Source organism: Cohnella sp. GbtcB17 (assembly GCF_019091135.1).
GTDB lineage: Bacteria > Bacillota > Bacilli > Paenibacillales > Paenibacillaceae > Cohnella.
In genome coordinates, this window is sequence record NZ_JAGXJW010000038.1 from 1 (window position 1) to 22,267 (window position 22,267).

General features: G+C 48.9%; 15 protein-coding genes. All 15 read right to left on the bottom strand.

The genetic code is table 11. The features are described 5' to 3' along the window. Positions 1–567, bottom strand: a 567-nt coding sequence (locus KVT38_RS20505; protein ID WP_254639385.1) for a thiamine pyrophosphate-binding protein, incomplete at its 3' end; no start/stop codon positions are given. Positions 568–948: 381 nt separating this feature from the next. Further along, positions 949–1,641 carry an SGNH/GDSL hydrolase family protein gene (locus tag KVT38_RS20510; protein WP_217595613.1) on the bottom strand — a complete coding sequence of 231 codons (693 nt, stop codon included), beginning with the start codon at positions 1,639–1,641 and terminating at the stop codon, positions 949–951. Between the two features lie 42 nt (positions 1,642–1,683). After that, entirely contained in the window at positions 1,684–2,442 is a 759-nt protein-coding gene (locus KVT38_RS20515; protein ID WP_217595614.1) for a sulfite exporter TauE/SafE family protein, read from the bottom strand. A gap of 82 nt (positions 2,443–2,524) precedes the next feature. Further along, positions 2,525–3,814: an alpha-L-fucosidase gene (locus KVT38_RS20520; RefSeq protein ID WP_368859138.1), complete on the bottom strand. Its 1,290-nt coding sequence runs from the start codon at positions 3,812–3,814 to the stop codon at positions 2,525–2,527. A 2-nt stretch (positions 3,815–3,816) separates the two neighbouring features. Then, entirely contained in the window at positions 3,817–4,887 is a 1,071-nt protein-coding gene (locus tag KVT38_RS20525; protein WP_217595616.1) for an SGNH/GDSL hydrolase family protein, read from the bottom strand. Between the two features lie 38 nt (positions 4,888–4,925). Further along, on the bottom strand, positions 4,926–5,378 hold the full coding sequence (locus tag KVT38_RS20530) for a NanQ anomerase/TabA/YiaL family protein (RefSeq protein ID WP_217595617.1): 453 nt from the start codon (positions 5,376–5,378) through the stop codon (positions 4,926–4,928). Positions 5,379–5,382: 4 nt separating this feature from the next. Then, positions 5,383–7,146 (bottom strand): fumarylacetoacetate hydrolase family protein, encoded by a 1,764-nt coding sequence (locus KVT38_RS20535; RefSeq protein ID WP_217595618.1) that lies wholly within the window; start codon positions 7,144–7,146, stop codon positions 5,383–5,385. Positions 7,147–7,237: 91 nt separating this feature from the next. Further along, positions 7,238–11,251 carry a bacterial Ig-like domain-containing protein gene (locus KVT38_RS20540; protein ID WP_217595619.1) on the bottom strand — a complete coding sequence of 1,338 codons (4,014 nt, stop codon included), beginning with the start codon at positions 11,249–11,251 and terminating at the stop codon, positions 7,238–7,240. A 94-nt stretch (positions 11,252–11,345) separates the two neighbouring features. Further along, on the bottom strand, positions 11,346–13,025 hold the full coding sequence (locus tag KVT38_RS20545) for a type 2 periplasmic-binding domain-containing protein (protein ID WP_217595620.1): 1,680 nt from the start codon (positions 13,023–13,025) through the stop codon (positions 11,346–11,348). An 84-nt stretch (positions 13,026–13,109) separates the two neighbouring features. Then, on the bottom strand, positions 13,110–14,024 hold the full coding sequence (locus KVT38_RS20550; protein WP_217595621.1) for a carbohydrate ABC transporter permease: 915 nt from the start codon (positions 14,022–14,024) through the stop codon (positions 13,110–13,112). 15 nt (positions 14,025–14,039) lie between these two features. After that, positions 14,040–14,972, bottom strand: a complete 933-nt coding sequence (locus tag KVT38_RS20555; RefSeq protein ID WP_217595622.1) for an ABC transporter permease — start codon at positions 14,970–14,972, stop codon at positions 14,040–14,042. A gap of 259 nt (positions 14,973–15,231) precedes the next feature. Then, the gene (locus tag KVT38_RS20560; RefSeq protein WP_217595623.1) at positions 15,232–16,833 is read right to left on the bottom strand and encodes an FAD-dependent oxidoreductase; all 1,602 of its coding nucleotides are present in this window, start codon (positions 16,831–16,833) and stop codon (positions 15,232–15,234) included. A 188-nt stretch (positions 16,834–17,021) separates the two neighbouring features. Further along, positions 17,022–19,280: a helix-turn-helix domain-containing protein gene (locus tag KVT38_RS35415; protein ID WP_217595624.1), complete on the bottom strand. Its 2,259-nt coding sequence runs from the start codon at positions 19,278–19,280 to the stop codon at positions 17,022–17,024. A gap of 285 nt (positions 19,281–19,565) precedes the next feature. Continuing rightward, positions 19,566–20,948: an FAD-dependent oxidoreductase gene (locus tag KVT38_RS20570; RefSeq protein WP_217595625.1), complete on the bottom strand. Its 1,383-nt coding sequence runs from the start codon at positions 20,946–20,948 to the stop codon at positions 19,566–19,568. A 181-nt stretch (positions 20,949–21,129) separates the two neighbouring features. Next, on the bottom strand, positions 21,130–22,194 hold the full coding sequence (locus KVT38_RS20575) for a GntR family transcriptional regulator (RefSeq protein ID WP_217595626.1): 1,065 nt from the start codon (positions 22,192–22,194) through the stop codon (positions 21,130–21,132). Between the last annotated feature and the right edge of the window lie 73 nt (positions 22,195–22,267).

The following is a 22,267-nucleotide window of genomic DNA, read 5'->3' on the forward strand; positions in this document are numbered from 1 at the left end:
GTCCTGCGGCAGGGCGAGCGTCACGGCGCCCGGCTCCGCCGGGTCGGTCAGCACGCGCATCGCGGTCAGCGCCGCGATCATGAGCTGCTCCGGCCGTACGATCCGGTCCCAGTAGCGGCTCACCGGCTTGAAGCAGTCCGTGGCGGACACGGTGTAGTCGCCCGGTGCCTCGATCTGCTGCAGCACCGGATCGGGCTGGCGGGACGCGAAGTTGTCGCCCGGCAGCAGCAGCAGCGGAATCCGGTTGACGGTCGCGGTGCCCGCCGCCGTCACCATATTGAGCGCGCCCGGTCCGATCGAGGACGTGCAGGCGTAGATTTGCTTGCGTTTTTTCTGCTTGGCGTATGCGGTTGCGGCATGGGCCATGCCCTGCTCGTTTTTGCCCTGCACGTAGGTCAGGCTGCCAGGGCTTCGCTCGAGCGCCTCGCCGATGCCGGTCACATTGCCGTGGCCGAAGATGCCCATGACGCCCGCCACGAACTTCGTCTCGACGCCGTCCTCGCTGATGTATTGCGCGTCCAGAAACCGGAGCAGCGCCTGCGCCGTCGTCAGTCGGATCGTTTCCATATGCCAAGTCCTCCAATCGTCAAATAAGATTAAGCGCTTAATCCAACAAGCGTCAAACGGCTGCGAAATCGCATGCGATTCCCGCTATCTATTCGTCCGGAAATTGCCGGACGACCCGCTCCGCCGGACGGGGAATCCCGACGTTCTCTATGTTCCCGATGTTCCAATGTGTCTTGTATGCGACGTTTATGCCTTCGATTGACGGTACCGCCGCATTCCTCTGCAACCGTTTTATTCATCTCTACTTTAATCGAAAATGCGAGTTAGGTAAAGCGCTTAATCTGAATTTCAAAAAAAATTTGTTGTACAAAAATACACTACTGCCCCGCCACAACGGCTAGAGTGAAGGACTGAATAAATTCAGCCCCTCCTCTCGGCCGATCAGTTGCAGCAAAAATCCATTTGTTCCTTCAGTTGCAGCGTCTCCTGCATGATGTCTTGCGGCAGCTGCAGTTCGGGAAGTTGAAATGCACGGGAAATATGCATCCCCATGATCAGATTGCCTAAATGGTTCACATGCATTGAATCGAGCATCAGCTTCGCGTATTGTTCAGGCTGCTTGCGATAAAACGGTTCAAATCGGTCGTATTGATCGACAAGAAGAACGCCCATCTCCCTGGCGATCGTCCGAATGACTTCCATATAGCTTTCGAACACGCTCTTGAAACCGTCCGCCCGCTGATGGTACATCGGACAATAATAGGTTTGCAGGATGGGCTCGGCGTCCCCATGTCGGCTGCGCGTACAAATTCGACGCAAATTGTCGGCATAACGTTCGAGCGGAAGGCTTTGAATGGCATCGTTGCCTCCGATCGTAATGATGACCGCAGACGGCTGAAAAGAAAGGACATCCCGATCCATTCTTTCGAGCAGATTGTTCGTCGTCTCCCCTCCGATCCCTTGATTTATCACGCATACATGTCGACCGATATGATGCCGGACATTCATATTCAGCCATTCAACCCAGTTGTGTCTGCCATTGCTCGACCAGGTCGATTCGGTATTGCTGGAACCGAAAGCGATGATCCGGTATGATCGATCCGGATTCGATTCCAAACGCTGCAAGTTATCCATTGCTTCACGCTTCCTTCATTAAATAATTGAAAAGCAGCTACTTTATAATACGAGTATAGCTGCACCGACCATCGGAAGCAGCACCATCGAACGCTGCAAAATGATTGCCGGCACGCGTCGCGTAAATTTCGCCCCGATGTAAGACCCTAGCATAATGCCGACTGCCACTTCAAGCAACAGCGTCACGTCCAGATGGCCGAGCTGATAGAATCCCGCACCACCGCCGACAGCGATGGGGATAATGACGATCATGGACGTTCCGGCCGCTTGTCGGATCGAAGTGCCCAAGATCGTCATGAGACCAATTTGGATAAATGGCGTGGCACCGATTCCGAACAAGCCGGACAAGCCGCCAGTGACAAGCCCGACGCCGCAGGCCGAGGCCCAGTAGATCGCGGGGCGCTGCCTAGCCTTCGCCGGTTGCGAGTCATTGCGCTTAGAGACGAGCCGCATGCGAAACCAAAGCGCCACGCCTGATAGAAACAGCATCCCTGCCGTCATCCACTTCAATTCCTCCCCGGGAATTCCGTTTGAAGCAAACGAGCTAAGCCAGGCACCAAACATGCCTGCACCTCCGACGACAGCCCCCGTGCCAAGTACGATATTTCCTTCGCGATAATGGCTGAAGGCCCCGGCCGCCGAGGAGAAAAACATGGCAGCGAGCGCAGTTCCCAGGGAAGTGTGGATCGAAAAACCGAAGACTACCGTCAGGATAGAAATGATGAACCCGGAGCCCCCTGCACCAACAAAGCCCAATAGTAATCCTACTGCAAACATCGTCCCTACCAGCTGTACAAGCAAATGCGGTCCCCTCTTCCTTGCTTATCCACGCTATCCTCTCTCTTTTTCCATGGGGGCGTCTACTTGGATCTCAGTGGAGTGGCTAGAATCTATTTTCGAGCTGACCGACGCTCTCAAAGCTGCCCACGATCCCGCTAAGATCATCAAATACAAGCTTAATGACAATAACCTGCGAGACGAATTCGTTGACCGGAATGTCGAATAAATGGAGATAATCCTTCTCGTTGGCCAATGTAGGCATTTTCTCTACGACTGCCTTCACAGCGGCTCCATTATTTAACAAAATCGCGCTATGGGGCATGACCGTGACAGGATTCAGAATGATTCCAGAGCTCTCGGGCGTCGGCACCAGATGCACGTATAGCGCGTTTCCTTTGCGAGTGAACATCAAATCGTCTCTTCCGAATAGGGCCGAGATCGGCTCCGCGCCTTCATATGCCTCTTTAACCGACTGATACCACTGTCCAACTGCCCGGATTGTATGGGCTCCTATATCAGGAATCGTTCCATCGGCTTTCGGGCCGACGTTGAGCGCGTAATTGCCGCCCATCGCCATGATCTTGGCGATGCTCTGCGTCAGGAACTGCAGGGAATAATAATCCTCGTTCGTCCGATATCCCCAGCTTTGCCTGCCGATCGATTGGACGGCCTCCGTCGGCTTGTCGAATTTCCACCCTGCCGGTACGTGTCGCTCCGGCGTGGAATAGTCGCCTTCGTCATAGCCTCGGTCGTTAATCAGGATGCCGGGCTGCATGCGACGAATCATGGCATTGAGCGACGGATCGTAAATTCTCGGCGGGATGTCCCAAAAAAAGCTGAAGATTTGACCGTAATTTGTACATAGCTCCGCGATCTGATTTTTGACAAAATCGATATACCGGTCCATGTCCGGCTCGTCTTCCGGTACGGGCGGCACTTGGTGGGAGCTAAGCGGATTGTAGCCGTTAGGGTGATGCCAATCCGGAATCGAATAGTATAAGCTAAGTCCCATCCCCCTCCGCCCGCAAGCATCTGCTAACATGGCCAGTGTGTCTCGTCCGTAAGGTGTATTCGTAATCTTGAACGCCGTATATTGCGTATCCCACAAGCAAAAGCCGTCATGATGCTTGGTCGTGAAGCAGATGTACTTCATCCCGGCTTGCTCTGCCAAGTCGATCCACGCGTCCGGATCGAAGCGCAGCGGATCGAACTGCGCTTGCAGCGTTTGGTATTGCGATTTATCCATCCGTTGCCGCATCTGAATCTGTTCATGCCAGCCGGGAATCGCGTAGAGCCCCCAGTGAATGAACAAACCGAATCTTCGATCGCCGAATCCCTGATTAACACCGCTAGTTTGCGCTTGTCGTACCATTCCTTTGTACCTCCGGCGGATCGTTAGTCAATTAAAAAGGCTCCGATTCTTATCCAATTCCCTTCAGACTGCGGATGCTTCTCTTGCAGCACTTTAATCTTCAGTACATGCTCGCCGGCTTGAAGATTTGAGTCAAGTATGCAATAACCCGCTCTGGTAAAGTTAAGCGCATGTTTATCCCAGCTTGATATTATTCCCGTCTTGTTTCCGTCCAGACTCCACGCAATGTCGCCCGAATCCGGTGCGATTAACCAATATAATCCGATTGACCCGCCCTTAAACTTATATTCAAGTTCCGCGCCCGGATTACCGCATACAAGCATGTGCGGATATCTGCCCGCCAGTGAGTTATTGTCCTTTGCCCATGGTTCCCGGAACAGCTCCCAGGCATCGACGAGTCTCCCCTTGTCATTGACCCTTGACGTTAGGTAATTTCCCAACTTCCTTTCTATCTGCCCCGGCGCTATGCTGTCTGAAAGAAAACGCTGCATTTCATCGGCATATATTTGATAACCCTTGTCCGAAGGATGGACCGAATCCGGCAGTAGCTCTTCCCACGTAAGCATTCCGGCTCCCACGGATTGCCATAATTTTTTTCCCACATTGACAGATGGGATTTCATAAAAGTCGGCCATTTTTTGATGTAATTGTACAGTCCGGGGGGCACGATCAAGCGCATAGCTCTCAGCCATCGCCTCTGTAATTGTGTATACGAATACAATATCGATATTTTTATCGAAATCCCATATCTGGCGAACAATGCCTTCCATAGAGCGCAATATCAATTCTTCATCCTTTTTATGATCATTGACGGCAAATTCAACGAATACCAAATCAGGTTTTCCCTTCAGGAGGTCGGTCCGGCATCTGTATGCCCCAAGGTCCGAACCCGTACCTCCTATGGCGGCCTGTATTTCGGTAATTTCGCAATCCGGATGATTGTTGCTGAACCAGGATGTTGTCAAAGCTCTCCAGCTGCGCTTAGACGGATCGGATGCGCCGCTCCCTTCTGTAATCGATCCTCCGAAATAGCCCAGCGTTAATCTTTTTCTTTCTTTAAGAGAATTGAATGTATGATGCAGGGGTTTCTGCATAGCTTCACCGCTCCTTGGCCCAATCCGCTCCATCCGCATCATGCGGTTTTAATCTTGATAACGACCTTTTTAACGTGGCTGGAGCCGTTTAAATGACATTTAACCTTATGGCCATCCGCAGAAAAAAAGAAAATGCATAAGCCCGGCGTCGCTTTTAAAACCTGTCTGTATTCCCCTTTATAAAATTCGCAATCATTACCCGGGTTGTAATCCACGATGCTGGTTAATTCATCGACAGGCGCCCAAAATATGCATTCCTCACCCGTCAGCGGTACATGCAAATCCATGTATTCCCGATGACTTTCCCATTTCATCTCCTCCGGCGCAACCGTGTCGTATTCAAATACACTGGCGTAAATCCGCTCCCCGTCAATCTCATAACGACCGTTCTCCATCTGGTCGGAACAGCCGGATAAAAACGCCATTATTTTTGCCATTCCCGGGATCAGACTTTCATAACTTTGCAGTTGGTTGATACTGTCCAATATCATGTTGTCACGCCTCCTTTAACGCAAGCGATACATCCGGCAGTCCCGACGCTTTCATGGCAATGCGTACGCCGGTATGACCGCCCGGAATGATTGCCGGCGCGCACAGCCCGCCAAGCGAGATGACGTCGCCCGCGTACAGGGTTGAACCATAACCGATCATCTCCAGCACATCTTCCGCTTTACAGATATAATCCTCGTACTTGGCATCCATCACCCGCTCGCCGTCAATTTCAAGCATCACGCGCATCTGTGCCAGCTCGTCCTTTAAAAGAGGCGTAACGGTATCGCAAGTCCTATTGCAACCGTCGGCCCATCTTGCGTAAATTTCCGGCATTGCGCTTTCCCTTGGAAGCGCCGGCTGGATGACCTGCTGCGAGAGTCGCTTGTCTGTAACGCTAACCAGAGGCAGATAGCCAAGTATACAGTCCGACAAATTTTCCTTGTCTGCCCATTTGATTGTCTTACCGATCACAACGGCTATTTCGGCGTTTACGTACAATTCTTCCTTATCGTCAGGCATATATGACGTACTGCTGGAAAGGGCGGAAGCGACACTCCAAAGATAGCGCGGGATGGGCGACGTCTGGCAGCCGGTATCCAGCGCGCTTGCCTGCGTATTTGCGTAAGTCATTACGAAGTTGCCCGCTTTCCCCAGATTCCATTCTTCAGCCTTCATTGGCGCAGAAAGGCTGAATTTCCCGCGTTCCTCCTCTATTTCCTCATCATCGAGATAAATGACCGTATTTCGTAAAACACCCAGTTTTTCGATCTCGCATTCCAACTGAACCGTCTCGCCGTTAACCTGCCAATCCCTATCAATCCCGATGCCATCCTTGCCGTTTGCTCCCATGTGAATGACATCGCCGGGCAGCAGTTCCATGAATGAGCTGAAATAAGCGATTGTTCGCTCAACGCCCACCAGCGTCGAACAGGTATTGGCTCGATCCCGAAGCATACCATTCGTCCTGGTGTACACCATTAAATCGTACGGATGTCCGACTTCGTCCTTTGTAACGAGATACGGTCCCACCGCGCAGCTGCTGTCGGTGTTTTTATGTGTCCATCCATACGCCATAATGGAAATCGGATCGGTATGTGCGCCCATCTCGCCGTATTTCGTATTGTAATACCCATGTGCGGTATCCGAGACCACCGTATATCCCGCGACATAAGACATGGCTTCCTCCACCGGTATGTCCTTGCCGGCTTTGCCGATAATGACACCCAGTTCTGCATTAAAAGACATACCATCGTATGGTCCCTTTCGTCTTCTCATTACAAATGGCTCGCCATTGCCAATCGCGCTTCCCAGATGTCGTTGATGTGCCTGCGGAATAAGGTTGATATGCCTGATATTGACGTGATTGCGGCTAAACCCTGGGCAGTTGCCCACGATCCCCAGCAGAAGTCTCGGTTCGGGGATGGGCGGCAAGAGCTTCACATCTTTCAACAGATGACCTGCTCTGGCCAACACTGAGAAACCGTCCGATTGTTCAACAAATCTTTCTGTGAAGGAAACCAGCTTTCCAAGCGTGTCCATCCCTTCTTCGCCAAGCTCCAGAAACGCTTTCATCGTCAAAGGCCAGGGCTTCGGGGAGAGAAAGCGCGGGACACTGAACTGATAACCTGACGTTTTGGCGACCGCAAAATGGATCATATCGGTTTCAGCCTTGCCTGGCTCTACTAGCAGTTCATCGCCTGTTATCGGGTGAAGCATCAAAAAGCCGAATCGTTCCTGACCGTCAACTAAAAAACTTGCGAGCTTCATAGAAGTACCTCCAGTTATGCGGGTTTTCAAACTTTCAATGGCGAAAGCCAGGGCGTGCAAGCAACACTCACGCCCTAGCACTACTTACATGCTACGCGCCGGCGCTTACCGTTACTGTCACCGGGTCGCACACCGTCGTGCCGGCGGCATTCGTCAGCTCACAGCGATACACATAAACGCCGGGCGCCCGTCCCGACACATCGGTGAAGGCTGTCTGGGCATCGGGCGTATGTCCGCTCAAAGTCTGCGTATCGATCAGTTCCCCGTTCTCGTACAAGCGATATTGCGTTCCGTTCATTCCCCACCACATATTCATCGTGACCCTGTACTCGGCGGCTCCGCTCCAATTGTCTTGCGACAATACCGGCTTGCCTGGCACCGCATCGGTCACGACGACCTCCAGTGGTTCGCATGCCGTCGTTCCGAACGTATTGCTCAGCTCGCATGTATAGGTGTAACTGCCGTTCGCTCTGCCTTCAATCTTTACGGTCGCGCTTTGGGCCGCTGGCGTTTCATCCGTCAACTGCCGCGTCTCCAGCAGCTCGCCGTTTTCGAACAATCGAAACGTCGAGCCGTTGTCCCCCCACCACATATTCATGGTGATATCGTAGTTTCCGTCCTTCAAGCCCGTATCGTAGCCATTGTTGTCGGACAATACCGGCTTGCCGGGAGCGGACCCGGCGCTATTCAAGGCCGGCGTTATTCCCATAGCCGATTTCTCAAATCGGACCACTTGCAGTCTCTGTGCATTATGTGCATTTGGCGCATATTGCACGGAGCGTCCATATATCACATAGATGTATTCCTCATTGATAAAAATACTCGCATCCAGAATCTGATAGATTTGATGAGCGTGTCCGTCTTGAGGGCCATTTTGAGCAACGCCGCCTGTCGAAATATTCCGGTCGACATCCAGTACGAACTCCCAATCTTTTCCGTTCGTACTTTTTGCCATTGAAAGCCGTGTGCGCGGCACGCCTGCGCCTCTTGATTCCGGTTTATTGTTTATCCAAACCATATACCAGGTTCCCGGATTGGACGGATCCTCAAAAACATTAAAGGAACTGGCGACCGTCGGCAAATAAGGAATCGTGTGAAGTCCGCTCCATGTGACTCCGTAATCGTATGATTCTGTATATCCGATAAACCCTTCAGAATTAAGCTTGGAAAAATACAAGCGCAAGGATCCGTCCGAGCAGCTTACGATTTTCCCTTCCATCTGCATAAATTTGTCCGTTGCCAAATTGTAGTCATTCGCTATTAGGTCCTTCGTACTCGTCTGAGACGCCGTCCAGGTATTTCCTTCATTATCGCTGTAGTAAACGACCGTATATCCCGATCCCGTAACGCTGGTCGTCGGCGTTGGGAAATTTCGAAACCCGACCGGAAGCAGAATTCTCATGGTTCCATCCGGCATCTCGACTTCAGTGATTCCATTCACATGTACGATGGGGATCAAATTTCCTGCAGATGTGTAGCGATCCTCTTCATCCACCACTTGCCCGCGATTTTCCCAGGTTTTCAGATCTGGTGAAGCTTTTGCAATAAAATCGTTCCCGACTTGTAAATAGGTTCCGTTTTTCAGTTGAATGATGACTCTGTAGCTTCCTGAATTATTCAAACCGCTGTATTCGTTGCTGATCTGCCAGGTTTCACCGTCATCATTGGAAATGTACTGCCCGCTATTGCCCGCCGCAAGAACAAGCATGTCGCCGGATTGCTCGATATCACCGTAAGTCGTAAATGTATTTTCATCGACCGTATACTCGACTACCCCATCTGCAACCTCTCCGCCGCCAGGAAATACCGTATGGACTTCGTCCACAAGCATAACGGCATTTTCGGCATACAGACCGTTTCTGCCATACCAATCTCCATCGCCGTCTATCTCATTCTCAAGCGACAGGACCGTATTTCCGTCAATGCTTAGCTCTGCGCTATGATCGAGCAATGTGAACACCATGTTGTAATACTCATTCGTATGAAACGGATAGACTGCGCTATAGAACCGCTTTGTTTCGTAATCCGGTCCTCGGCTATATTCGACATACCATTTGGACGCATCAACGTCATACCCTGCTTTCAGGTATGCTCCGCCAATCACATATCTGGCAAGCAGACCAAAATTGGCGCCCGATCCAAAATCTTTAGCCAGAATTTTCGCGCTGATCGTTGGATTCATCTCAAAACCGTGCAGCCACGTATAGCTATAGCCCGAAGCGGTCGTGTTGCCGTAAGCTTTCGCACCGTTCTCATCCATCACGATCCAATGATCGGTAGCGGGATTCTCGATCCAATGGCTCGGGCTTTCTCCAACCGTTTCATCCTCAAACGTATCGTCGTACGCTGCGGCATTCGTTTGTTCGGGTTCAGCCTCAATGCCTCTTAGCATGACATTGTCGAAATACCCGTCGCCGGTCGTCCGCAGTGCCGCATAGCCGTAATCGGATATCGTATCAAATTCTTCTTCTGTATAAGTAAGAATTTGAACATCGTCGAAATAGACGATCAGTGAATTGGACGGTTTGTCGATATTTACTCTTAAATTATGCCAATGATCCAAAATGTCGCTTTCGTCTAAGTCCAATGCCGCAATTTCAGTAACCGGCAAGCTTTTAGCGGCTATATAGGAGCCTTTGGTACTGTTTCTCTCCGAATATTTGTTAATAATGACCTCATACGCATTATGATTCGATTGCTGCCTGGTGGTGAACCTTACGAGATACGACGTTTCCGCGTATAATCCCACAAAAAAGCCGGCGTACGTGTCTTCGCTCAATTTGATGTCGCCTTGTATGCTTGCGATCGTAGACATCTCCGCAGCTATTGCCGCGGTGTTATTTTTCCTCGTTCCGTCCGCTCTCTTATTGTCCGAATAAAACGCACCGTCTGTCAGTATCCAGGGACTGTAGAACTCGTCCATGTCGTAACGATACGTATATTTGCCGATATCGACATAATCGTCATAGAGAAGGACGTCATACTGGGATAAATAGGGGTACTGCAATTCTTCCATTTTCTTAACAATCAAAAACATTTTGTTGCGAAGCGCCGCCGAATCATAACCGGCAGCATCATACATCGACATATCCGTTGCGGTAAAATCCATAAATTGAGCCTTTAGCTCACGGACCATTTGACTGTCTGCAACTGTCAGGCCGTCTATGGTCACGGCAAGTACTTCATCCGCAAGATCTTTCACTTCCTGGAGACGGTCAGTCACGAAAACAGGAAGATCGGCAGTCACACCTTCGTACGACACAGTGACGGTCTGACTACCCGGTTGATCGGGGTCATAGCCCGATAACATCTCAGCGGTAAGCGGCACTGTTTCTCCCGGCTTCTGCGAACCATACGATACGAATAGAGATAAACCCTCAATATTCAGGGGTTGTCCCGACTTTGCTTGCAATACACCGTCAGCGGGCAGTCCCAAAACTTCCAGTGACGAAACGATGTAGCTGCCCCAATCCTCGCATGGCTCTACGAGAAAATCATCAACCGTGCCGGAGACGCTGAATGCCAAAATGCCGGCCTTGCCCGGATTTTTCGTCATCTCGTCAATGGTGTACACGACCTGGCCGTCAACAAGGAATCGCGCGCGCGCACCGTAAAAGTCCATTCGCAGCGTTACCTCTTCGCCCAATTGATACCGCCTGTCATTCGCACCGTTCAAGGTAATGAGCGTCGTATTATTCCGAAGACGGACGACCTGCTCCGTGCCGCCTCCAGGTGCGGATACTACGGCCAGAAACAAATCATAGCCATTGAGCGCTCCTGTAGCTGCTGCAGGATTATACGCCGTTATTCCGATCCGGCTGGATGTGGCGCCACTACTCATCGCTACTTTGGCCGCAACCGAGTAATTGCTCCATGTATCGGAACCCGCGACAAAATTCGTGAAGCTGTTCGTTGTGGCAAAGGCGTACTTATCGTTCTCAACTTTATGCGTGGTATTATTAGGGGCCGTTGTCCAGCCGCTTAAGGTACCGGATGAAAAATCATCCGAAAAAGAAGTCAGAGGTGCCGTGCCCTCTTCTGCATGAACGGGATAGGGAATTGCCAAAAACAATGAAAGCGCTAAAATTAAATTGAGTATTCTCATTCCCAGAACACACCTTTCGCGCTTGTCTCATATTTTTTTGGAAGAAGCAGAACCTATTAACTCGATCTGCTTCTTTCCTCTCTTCATTCATGCACTAGTGTGACATGTAGTTATCATAGGTTTTCTGCATAATGGCGACTAAATCGTCTACCTTCATGGACTTTAAGGAATTCAAATAAGCGTCCCACTCCTTGTCGATATCGGATTGCCCTGTGATCCAGGAAGCTCTGTACTTACCCACGGTATTGAAAATATCCGTTCTCATCTCGTTCAGCTTTGCCGCGTCATCCGGGTCCAAATAAGGACGCGGCCATACTTCAGTGTTGATTACGCCAGCTTTTTCATATAACGCGTAGGTTTCACCCTTCACTTTATCAGCCGCGCTCATCTCGACTTTTCCATTCTTATAATCCGATTCCAGCACCGCCCCCGGAAGATTGTTTTGGAAATAGTTTCTAAACGTGTTTGCTGCATATTTCGACATTTCTTCAGCCGGTATAGAATTAACCTTATAAACGCCGTTGTTCAAAGTCAGCCTCGGGTCTTCATTGGCGACTCCGTTATAAGCTTCCAGCGTATTTTCCATTAGATAAAGCTGATCAATGAAAGCCATCAGAATCTCCGGGTTTTTGCTATGGCTAGTCAGTTCGAATTGGCCTTTGCTTCCGGATAAATAGGCCGGATTCAAATAAAATTTCGGTTTGTATCCATCTACGACCGGGGGCAGAATCGCGATGTATTGATCTGCGAACTTCCCGGCCGGATTTTTGGACGTAAGTATACCGTATTTTGCGGCGTTGGCATCATTTTGGATCGCGCTGAAGGTCTGGGGAGATCCTGTAAAGTACTCATTCCACAGCCATTTCTTTTCATACCATTTTTGCATCGTTTTGATATAAGCCTTGTATTCTTCCGTCGTCGGAGCGAAAATAACTTTTCCATCCTTCACGTATATAAAATTCTCAAATGTGCTGTCTTTTGTAGGTATGCCCCATAGGGAGAGCCAAGCTTCCAGGTGTTCGAACCCAGCTCCTGTACGGGCCAGGAGCGGAATTTCATCCGTCGGATCTCCGTTTCCATTTGCGTCCTTTGTAGAAAATGCTTCCATCACGTTTTCCAACTCTGCGAGTGTCGTCGGAACAGACAGTCCGAGATGATCCAGCCATACTTTATTGATCCAGATCGGACTTTCCAGGTACGTGCCGGGAACCTGGTTTGCATAGGGCAGCGCGTATATATTGCCGTCAGGCGATGTAATTCCCGTCAGCATATCCGCTTTTTCTCCGAGGATTCTGCTGTTGAATACCGGCATCACCTTCGGATCCTTCAAGTACTGATTCATCGGAACCAAATACCCTTCCTTCGCGTACAAGGCCAAAAAGGTTTCATTCATGGCAGATGCGCCCATAATCGCGTCTGGAGCGTCTGCCGTACCTAGAAGTACATTCAGCTTTTCCGTGGCGCCGCTCGCATCCGCGCCCAAGCTGATATACTTGATATGGACATTGGTCTTCTCCGCCATCTTTTTAAGAAAATCGGTTTGCTCCGGATTTTCGCTCTCCGTGCCATTTACGCCTGCAATGGTGAACGTGACGGGTTCCGCAAGAGGAAAGGTAATGCCCGTCGTGGCCGTTGCCGTGCCTCCGGATGCGGTTGGCGCTGCCGTTGAGCTCTCCGTTGTCTCATTGGCATTGTTGGAGCAGGCCGCCGCCGACAGCGCAATGACCGGAACCATGACCAGGGATAACCATCTTTGCATTTGTGTCATACCCATTAAATAAACCCTCCTGTAAAAAATCGTTTATATTGTGACGTTTAATCGCTCCCTTACTGAGCTCACGATCAAACATAATCACCGTCAGCCTTTTACTGCGCCTAACATAACGCCTTGTATCAGATATCTCTGCAGAAATGGATATAACAAAATCATGGGAAGCGCGCCCACAAATACGACGGCGTATTTCATCAATGATTTCTCCATGAGTAAATGGTAAGCTTCTTCACTTGGCATCGTCTCCAGCAGTGTTGTATCCACGTTGGCGACCATTTGCGATATGATGATCGTAAGCGGCTGTTTGTCAGGCGTTCTAATGTAGATCAATGCCGAGAAGTAATCGTTCCAATGACTTAAAGCATAGTAGAGAAAAATGACCGCTATCATCGCTTTGGACAAAGGCAATGCAAACCGGAAAAAAAACTGGAACTTACTGGCTCCGTCTATAATGGCCGCTTCATATATGCTCTCCGGTATGCCTCCCTCAAAAAAGCTTCTCGCGATGATCATATTGAATGCGGACAAGGCGCCGGGAATGACCAGAGCCCATATCGTGTCCACCATGTGCAGCGATCTGACCAGCATAAAGGTCGGAATAAGGCCTCCGCCGAATATCATGGTGAAAATAAAAAACATACTGATAATCCCACGTCCCGGAAGCGCTTTCCTCGATAAAGCAAAAGCAGCCGGCAATGTCACCGCAAGATTAATAAATGTCCCCACTGCGGTATATAAGATACTGTTCCGATATCCTGTCCATATTTTAGGAGTATGCCACAGCTTTTCGTAGGCTTCCGTATTCAGCCCGCTTGGAATGACAAATACACGACCTAGAAAAATATCCGAAGGATTGCTTACGGACGCGATTAGAACAAACCAAAGCGGATAAATCGCCATTAACCCTAAAAGGAGCAAAAATACCTTTACTGCAAGATCAAAAATGCGATCGTCTAAACCAGAACCAGGCTTGAAGCTTCTGTTCAGAGTCGTATCTTCCACGACATCACCCCCTTGTCAAAAAATCGACGTTTCGCTGTAACGCTTGGATAACCAATTGATCAGAAGCAGCATAACCATATTAATGCAATTGTTAAACAAACCTACAGCCGAAGCAAAACCGTACTGCGCGCCTTGGATTCCCGCTTTATACACATAAGTGGCGATGACTTCAGAAGCTGAAATATTCAAATCGGTCTGCATGAGGAGCACTTTATCCACGGAGACACTTAAAATATGTCCCATATGCAGGATCAACATCGTAATGATGACACGCAGAATCCATGGGATTTGAATCTTCATCATCACTTTGAATTTATTCGCGCCATCTATTCGTGCCGACTCGACAATGGATGTGTCGATGGAATTCAGGGCTGCCAAATATACAATCGCCGAAAACCCGACATGCTGCCATAGATTTGTGATCGTGTACATCGGGAGTACCAAATCGTTTCTTCCAAAAAAGCTGATCGCTTCCTGACCCATTAACCTGAGCATGATATTGATAAGCCCTGTTTCTCCGTTGCAAAACAGGTTCAGTATTCCGATAACCAGAACACTGGAAAGCAAATGAGGCAAATAGGTAAATGTCTGCGTAAATTTAGCCAGTCGCTTGTTGACGGAATTAAAAATCATAAGCGCCAGCAATATCGTAAACGGGAATGTGATCAAATAGCTTACTACACTTAACAGAATCGTATTTTTCATGATGATGCCAAACCAGCCGGCGTTAAAAAAACGAATAAAGTTATCAAAGCCGATCCAATCGCCATTCAGATAATTAGCGCCCAGACGCGTGGTTTTAAATGCGATCTGCAAACCATACATCGGCAAATATGAGAATACAAATGTCACTGCTATAGCAGGCAGCAGCATGACATAGAACTCCCAATTCGACAAAAAACCTATTTTAATTTTTCTTGCCAGCGGTATGCTCGTTGTTTCTGTCATTCATAATCGTTTCCTTTCTTTTGTGATTGAGAATGAATATAGGCCGATTTTATGCCACCAAGAAAACGGTTTCAATCTTCAAAAAGGAAACAAGGCCGCAACAGGTTTAATTTTTATGCACATGCGAAAACGAAACCTCTTATAACGATTCAAGCGCTAAACAGCCTATTGCAACCAGGGACTTGCGCAAGTTATTATTGAGTCCTTTGCGATAGCTTCACTAGGGCGTGTATGCATACACGCCCTAAATCGTTAATGACTAAAGCCGCTTCGCTTCCCCGTAATACCAATTTTTTCTCTTTCCAGAATAACTGGCATAGGATTGGGAGTGGCTCAGGCGAGGCCAGCCTCTTTCAACGCCTGCCTTGTCGAGAATGTACTGAAAATCTTCCAACGTGGTTTTGGTATTGCGCACGGCCCGGGGAGATTCACCCGTGTTCAGGCAGTATGCCGCCAAAGAACCGGCAGCTTCTCCTATATTCCATTCTGTGGAATGCACCCGGAAGGAACCATTGGTGACGTGGGTCGTACCGATGTTTTTGCAGGCAGGAATCAGGTTTTGAAGACGTATGGGGATAAGTGCGCCGAGGGGAAGCTGCTGCACCCAATGCTGGCCATGAACAGCAGAGGTAACGTTTGGTCCCCCGTCCTTTGCCTTTTCATGAATGTCAATCCGGTAACCGGATACGCCTACGCTGTCGGCATAATCAATGGGGCCGTCAGGGTGCATGTCGATACGGAAATCCTGTTCGCGAATGGTAAACTCCGCCTTTATCCTGCGGCTTTCACGGATATAGGGGTGGGCAGCCAGACCATTGCTCGTATCAAACACGTCGGATCTTGGGCAAAGCCCTTTGAACCCAAGTTCGGACTGTAGATAATAGACCAGGGAGAGGGAAAGTTCTTTGGCCTCCTCAAGCGCGGTTTGTTTTTCTGTCGGAGAAACGCCGGCCAGTACGCGGTCGCGATATTCATTCCCGTTCATCAGAACTGTAATATCGCTATTAAATAAGCTCCGGTCAAAATTATCGCGGCAAAAATGCCTGCGGAAATTCCACATGCTTTGCCGGTACGCTTCCGCGTCATTTTCAGCAAAAAGTCCGGCCATCGCGCCGCTTCGTTCAGTCGTAGCCGTAATATGAGAAAATTTAGAATAAAACTTCTCATAAGACTCAGGCTTCGGAATCGTGAAGTCTTCTTCTGGGTGATACGATAGTGCGATCAGATGCGTAAACGGCTGCTGCCTGAGCGGCTCGGCATCACCTTCCACGGCCAGAGGTTCGCCTGTCTGGCTGATGCTTTCGGCGCCTGTGACATACTCCGCTCCGCACATAGGCAGAAGGTCGCCCAGCTCTGTAGCGTCCACCATATAGTTGGCCGAAATGACAACCTGTCTTCCATCCATGGATTGAAATTCCACTGCATCGATAAAATCGCCTGTAGTCGTAACCTTGACTGGAGTAAGCCCTTTCAAAATGGACAATAATCCTGCGGACCGGTATGGAGCAAGCATTTCCTCCAATACCGCCTCGCCTACCCGCGGTTCAAAGCCAAGGGCGCTTACCCAACACGCTCCCGGATTCAAGGTTAAATCCTGCCGGGCCTTTTCGTTCATGGGATAATTTCGGCGGTAATAGTCTCTGACCTTGCTTCGGAATGTCATGTAGCTGCTGGTATGGCCGAACTTTTCTATCCACGGATGCTCGTCGATCGGTACGCCCTGCCCTGTGGCTTGGCCGCCAATCCAGCCGGTCTCTTCTGTCATGATCACCCGTTTCCCCATCTTGACAGCGGACAGTGCCGCGGATACGCCTCCAAAACTTGCGCCTACAACCAGGATGTCTGTTTTCATTTCTATCATAGCGTCTGCCTCCTGTCGTCGTTCTGTCGTCATTATAGGATCGACAGAACGGTGGAACAATTGGCTATTCAGAAACAGGCCGTTTTTACGTACGATCCATTTCGCATAGGCAGAGAATTCAATCGATCTTTAACGAGCTTTCTATATGGCCGATTGCGGACAACGCTTTTACATGTATGACGTGTGTTCTATTCATCCTTTTTATTCGTTTCCTGATGAGCCAGGCGATAAGCGCCTGGCGTCGAGCCTGTTTCTTTTTTAAACGCTCTTGTAAAGTTTGTTACATCAACCTTGCCGATCTTTTGAACGATCACAGCTAGGCTGTCATTCGTAGTGACTAGCAGCTCCTTAGCCTTTTCGATTTTAAGACCATTGACATACTCAGACAGCGTTTGTCCTGTATGCGTTTTGAAAATACTCCTCAAGTATTGAACGGACATCGAAAACTTATCTGCCAGCAAACTGATTTGAAATTCATGTTTCAAACCATTTTCATTAATAAATTGCATGATCTCATCGATAAGTTGATCAGATTGCTGCTTCTTATGACTATTTAAAAAATCCGTAATTTTTTGAAAAACTTGTTCGATTAATTCTATCAAATCATCTACAGTCTGGAAGTGTTCGATTTCCAAAATATCGAATCCATAATCCAACCTATTGGAATAAGCGGTATCCAGCAATGCGGAGAGGCGTTTAAAGTATTGGATAATATCAAAACAAATGTACCTGCAGGTGTAAAGCGTACATTTGTTTGTTTTAATGTAGTTCATCATTTCATGAAAACTTTTTTGCGCCTTTTCGATTTTTAACTCGGAGAGATGTTCTCCAAACGTTTTCAGCATTTCGGGAAGAGGCGTTTCCGCATCCGATATATGCGAGATTTGCCGATACTCGATGAGGGTTCCCGCACTGTAAAGCATTTTATATTCCAGGGCTTCGCGGCTTTGCAAGTATAGCCTTCCAATTTGGGATGGTTTTTCGTTTATGTCGCTCACGCCTACAGTCGCCAAAACTCCCGATTCCAAAAGCTGTTGAAGGATATCTTCAAACGCCTGTATCAAATCGCTGTAACTTTCTTTTTCAAGGCAACAAATACAGACAATCTGCTGATTAAAAAGCAGATTTTTAAATTGGCATTCTATAGACGCAGGTATCTTCCCTGCGATTGATTTTACGACAGCCGAATAACCGATCTTATTCAAAGCGACAATATCCTCAACAAAAATGGATGCAATGCAAAATACGCTTTTTGAAAAATATACTCCAATACTTTTCCCGGCAGAATTCAGGCTTTGCAGGTTATTAAACGAACTGTTGAGTACGGATAATAATAAATTCTCATACAGCGCGTCTTCGGAATGCTCCGTGAAATTGCGGTAATCCACTTGAAGCTGGTTCAGATCCTCGATCGCCCTTTCTATCGTACCAAGCTCATCCTCTTTGCCGCTCGAATACGCTTTCAATTGCGATACGATTTTCCGGATCGGAAAATAATTGAACCTTAGTCCCAGCATGATGATAACCGCACCAATGGCAAACATGAGCGTAATAACGACGATGACCCACACTTTTATTTGGTTAAGACTTTTCATGGCATATTGCATATCCGTAATCTTGACATAGTAATAACCTGTTACATCGGAATGCAATCCAATAATATAAAGCTGGCGTCCGTCCGTTTTGATCGTATCGGAGAAATCTCCGTTGTGCTGCTTCAGTAAAGGTGTAATATGATTTAATATAATTCCCTTTGAATCCGGCACAAAGCTGCTAAGCAATTGAAGGTCGTTATCGAATACAAGTACGTTTTCGTTCACTGCTTCATTCTCGGAGAAATTGAATAGCTTTTTTAAGTTTTCATTATCTATTACAAAAACAACGGTTCTTGTTGGATTAGAGAAATTCGGGGAAAGCGGCGAAAAATAAAAAATATACGAATGGTTGTTTTGGCTGATCACCTGGCGTACCTTTACGGATTCTGAATGGTTTAATAAATCATAAAAGTCATCAATCGTCAAATCGCTGGAGACGATGTAATTCGGCAATATTCGTGGAAAAAAAAAGGTGCCGGACGAGGAAAAAAGTTTTTGGGATCCTCTTTCGTACAAAAATATATCGCTAAGCGGGTCCTGCAGTCGTGTCAAAAAAGACAGCGTAGAAACAACGTTGTCTGAATGGTTTTTGATTTGAAACAACGTCATGGAAGGAGCGTTGTCCACTTTCACCGTTAATGTATGTAATTCGGATATTTTTACGTCGTATACATTTTTAACCGTATTTAATTTGTTGATGTTGGACGTATAAATCTCTTTTTCAAATGAATGATAAACAGTGGAATAGCAGAACAATAAAAACACCCCAATGGGTATAAACACCGCAATGCCATAAAGAAGCATGGTTTTCCTGAATAAATTGCTTCGAACCGACAGAAAAAGTGATTTCACGACGCTCACCTCTGAAAGATCGTCTCTAACAAATGCTTGCATTTTTTGAAAACGCTTGCAAGACTTTTATCGCTTCATATTCGCTAAATAACATGCCCAAAAGATGAGCAAGTAGGGTTATGGGGCAATAGAATGGCCTGATTCATTATAATACAAATCGATTAAAAAGCGGTCATTTATTCCCGTCCAAGTAAAACGAATGGCGTCCAACGAAAAGCGAGCATTACGCCCAGAAATGTTCCGGAAGCCTAATGCCCGCATGGTAAACGCTATCTTACCTTGCTTTTAATCAAAAACGCGTCGCCCGATGCCTTGTCCGAGCTCGGCACCTTGCGCAATCAAACGATGCTGCAGCTCGTGAATATTCAGCTCGCGCACCGCTTTGCCTTGCTGAACGCTCATCGCCGCCGCCACTCCGGCCGCTTGGGCCTGCGCCATCTGGATCGGAATGACTCTCGTCGACGACATCGCCTCATGCGTTGCCGAGATCGGTCTGCCCGCCACGATGATGCCCTCCAGTCCCTTTGGCAGCAAGCAGGAGAACGGAATTTCATAGGTGCTCACTTTTTTCGTATTTAAGCCTTTGTGATCGGGCGTATGGATATCCAGATGGTACCCGCCGAGACAGATCACATCGTCAAACCGTTTGCTTTCGATCAAGTCTTCGCCGGTAAGCACATAGTCGCCGACGATATGACGCGATTCCCGTATTCCGATTTGATGCGCCGTATCCAGCAGCCGAATGTGTTCGAAGCCGGGTACGTAAGTTTTGAGAAAATCGAAAATGTCTTTCATCTGCATCAAGCCGGTCACTTCTCCGTTCGAATAGCTCCGGTTGTCGTTCGGATTGACGCCCTCGACACGACTCGAGACAACGATCATTTGATCGAACTTCGGAATACAGACGCCAACCAGATTCGCGCGCGGAAAAGGAATCCCGGCTTGAACCGCCTGCTCAATATACTGCTGCAGACCGCCCAGTACAAACACTTCCGCTCCGTCCATCTGATCGATCAACCCGTGAACGACTTCGTCAGTCATCGAAAACGGACGGATCTGCGATGTATGTTCCCGGAAGTAGGCAATCAGCGGTTTGAAGTCAATCCCGCTCACCCGGAACACGAGCGAGGATACCTGCGTTTTGTTGTCGGACGGACGACCGTACACATAATCCGCGCCTGCCCGCACCGCTGCGTCGCCATCGCCGCTGCAATCGATCACGGCGCCGCAGGACAAAAGCTGGCTCCCTTCCTTATTTTGAATCAGCACGCCCTTCACGCATCCGTTCTCGACGACCGTATCCGTCAGCATGCTATGCAAGTAAAAGTGCACTCCGTCTTCCTGCAGCATCCGGGTGACGACATATTTGAACCAATGCGGATCGACGCCCAGCACGTCGCTGGTGATCGGGTCCATATAAAATTGCGTCGCGGCACCGATCTCTTGCAGTTTTGTTGCAATCTCGTAGGCGATTCCTTTGACGATCAACTGCCGCAGGTTGTTATGGAAGCCGAGCAGCGGCAATCCGGGGATGACATTGCCCCCGACGAAGCCGTTGTATTCGACGATCGCCGTCCTGGCTCCCGCACGGGCCGCCGCCATCGCCGCGACGATCCCTGTCGCTCCGCCTCCGACGACCACAACGTCGTAAGAATATTGTTTCAGCATGTGCTTCTCCCTTTTCGCCTCGTCTTAGAATGTAAACCTGTATTACAACTATAATTGAATATAGCACACTAATTTAAAACAAACAATATGAAAATCCAAACCTGTATTAAAGTTTGTCACGCAGACTTACAAAAAAGACGATTTTTACGCCCATTTACCGGGCGTAAAAATCGTCTATCGCTTAAGACGGATATGAGCTTTGACGGACGACAAGCTCGGGCTGGAGCACGATAATTTTGTTGCTGCGCACCGTTTCTCCGTTCATCATGTCGAGCAGCAACCCTGCTGAGCCTACGCCGATGTCGTAGGTCTGAAACTTGACCGAAGTCAGCTTGACCGGCAGGCTCTCGCAAACCCCCGTGTTGTCGTAACCAACGACGAGGACGTCCTTGCCGACGATGAGCCCTTTCTCCCCAAGCGCTTCGCAAGCACCCTTGGCGATACCGTCGTTAAAGCAAAAAATACCGTCCGGCGTTACGCTGCTCTCCAGCATTTGAGTCATGCTGTCGTAGCCCGGGCGCTCCGTATCGAACGTTGGCTCGAACAGGACCAGCCTATCGTCCAGATTCATCCCCGCTTCGGCCAGTGCGCTCGTGTAGCCTTGATAGCGCTCGTATGAGGTGGAATAAGCAGGACGCGAAATATAAGCGATGTCCCGGCAGCCATTGCCGATCAGATGCTTGACCGCCGCATACGCGCCGTAAAAATTGTTCGACACCACTTTCGGCGCTTCCACCCCTTCAATCCCGCGATTGCAGAAAACGATCGGAATGCCGGCGTCCCGCAGCTTGTCGAACAGATTTAAATCGGTATGTCCGATTATGGCAGGTACGATAATGAGCCCATGAATGCCCAAATCGATCATTTTGTTCAAATAACCCGCCTGTTTCTCGGTCTGATTGTCCGTATTGCAAATAACGAGGTTTATATCGTGCCGGTTCATTATATCTTCGACTCCGCGCAAAATGCCCGGGTACGTATCATGCCGGATATCCGGTATAATGAGCCCTACGGATCGGAACGCACTTCTGGGCGTATGCGCCGCAGACGTCGCCCTCTCCCCGGATACGTACGTACCGCTGCCATCTTTGGCGTATAAGTAGCCCTCGCCGATCAACTCGGAAATCGACCGCTCGATCGTAGTCCGGGCAGCGTTGTATTGCTTGGCCAAAGCATTGCGCGAAGGCAGGCGGACATGCGGCTCAAGCAACTTAATCTGCTCGATCAGCTTATGCTTGACTTCCATGTAGCGGTAACCATACTCCTCCAAGAGCTTCTCCCCAATCTGTATGCTTCCTATTGGTTTGATTGTAATAGAA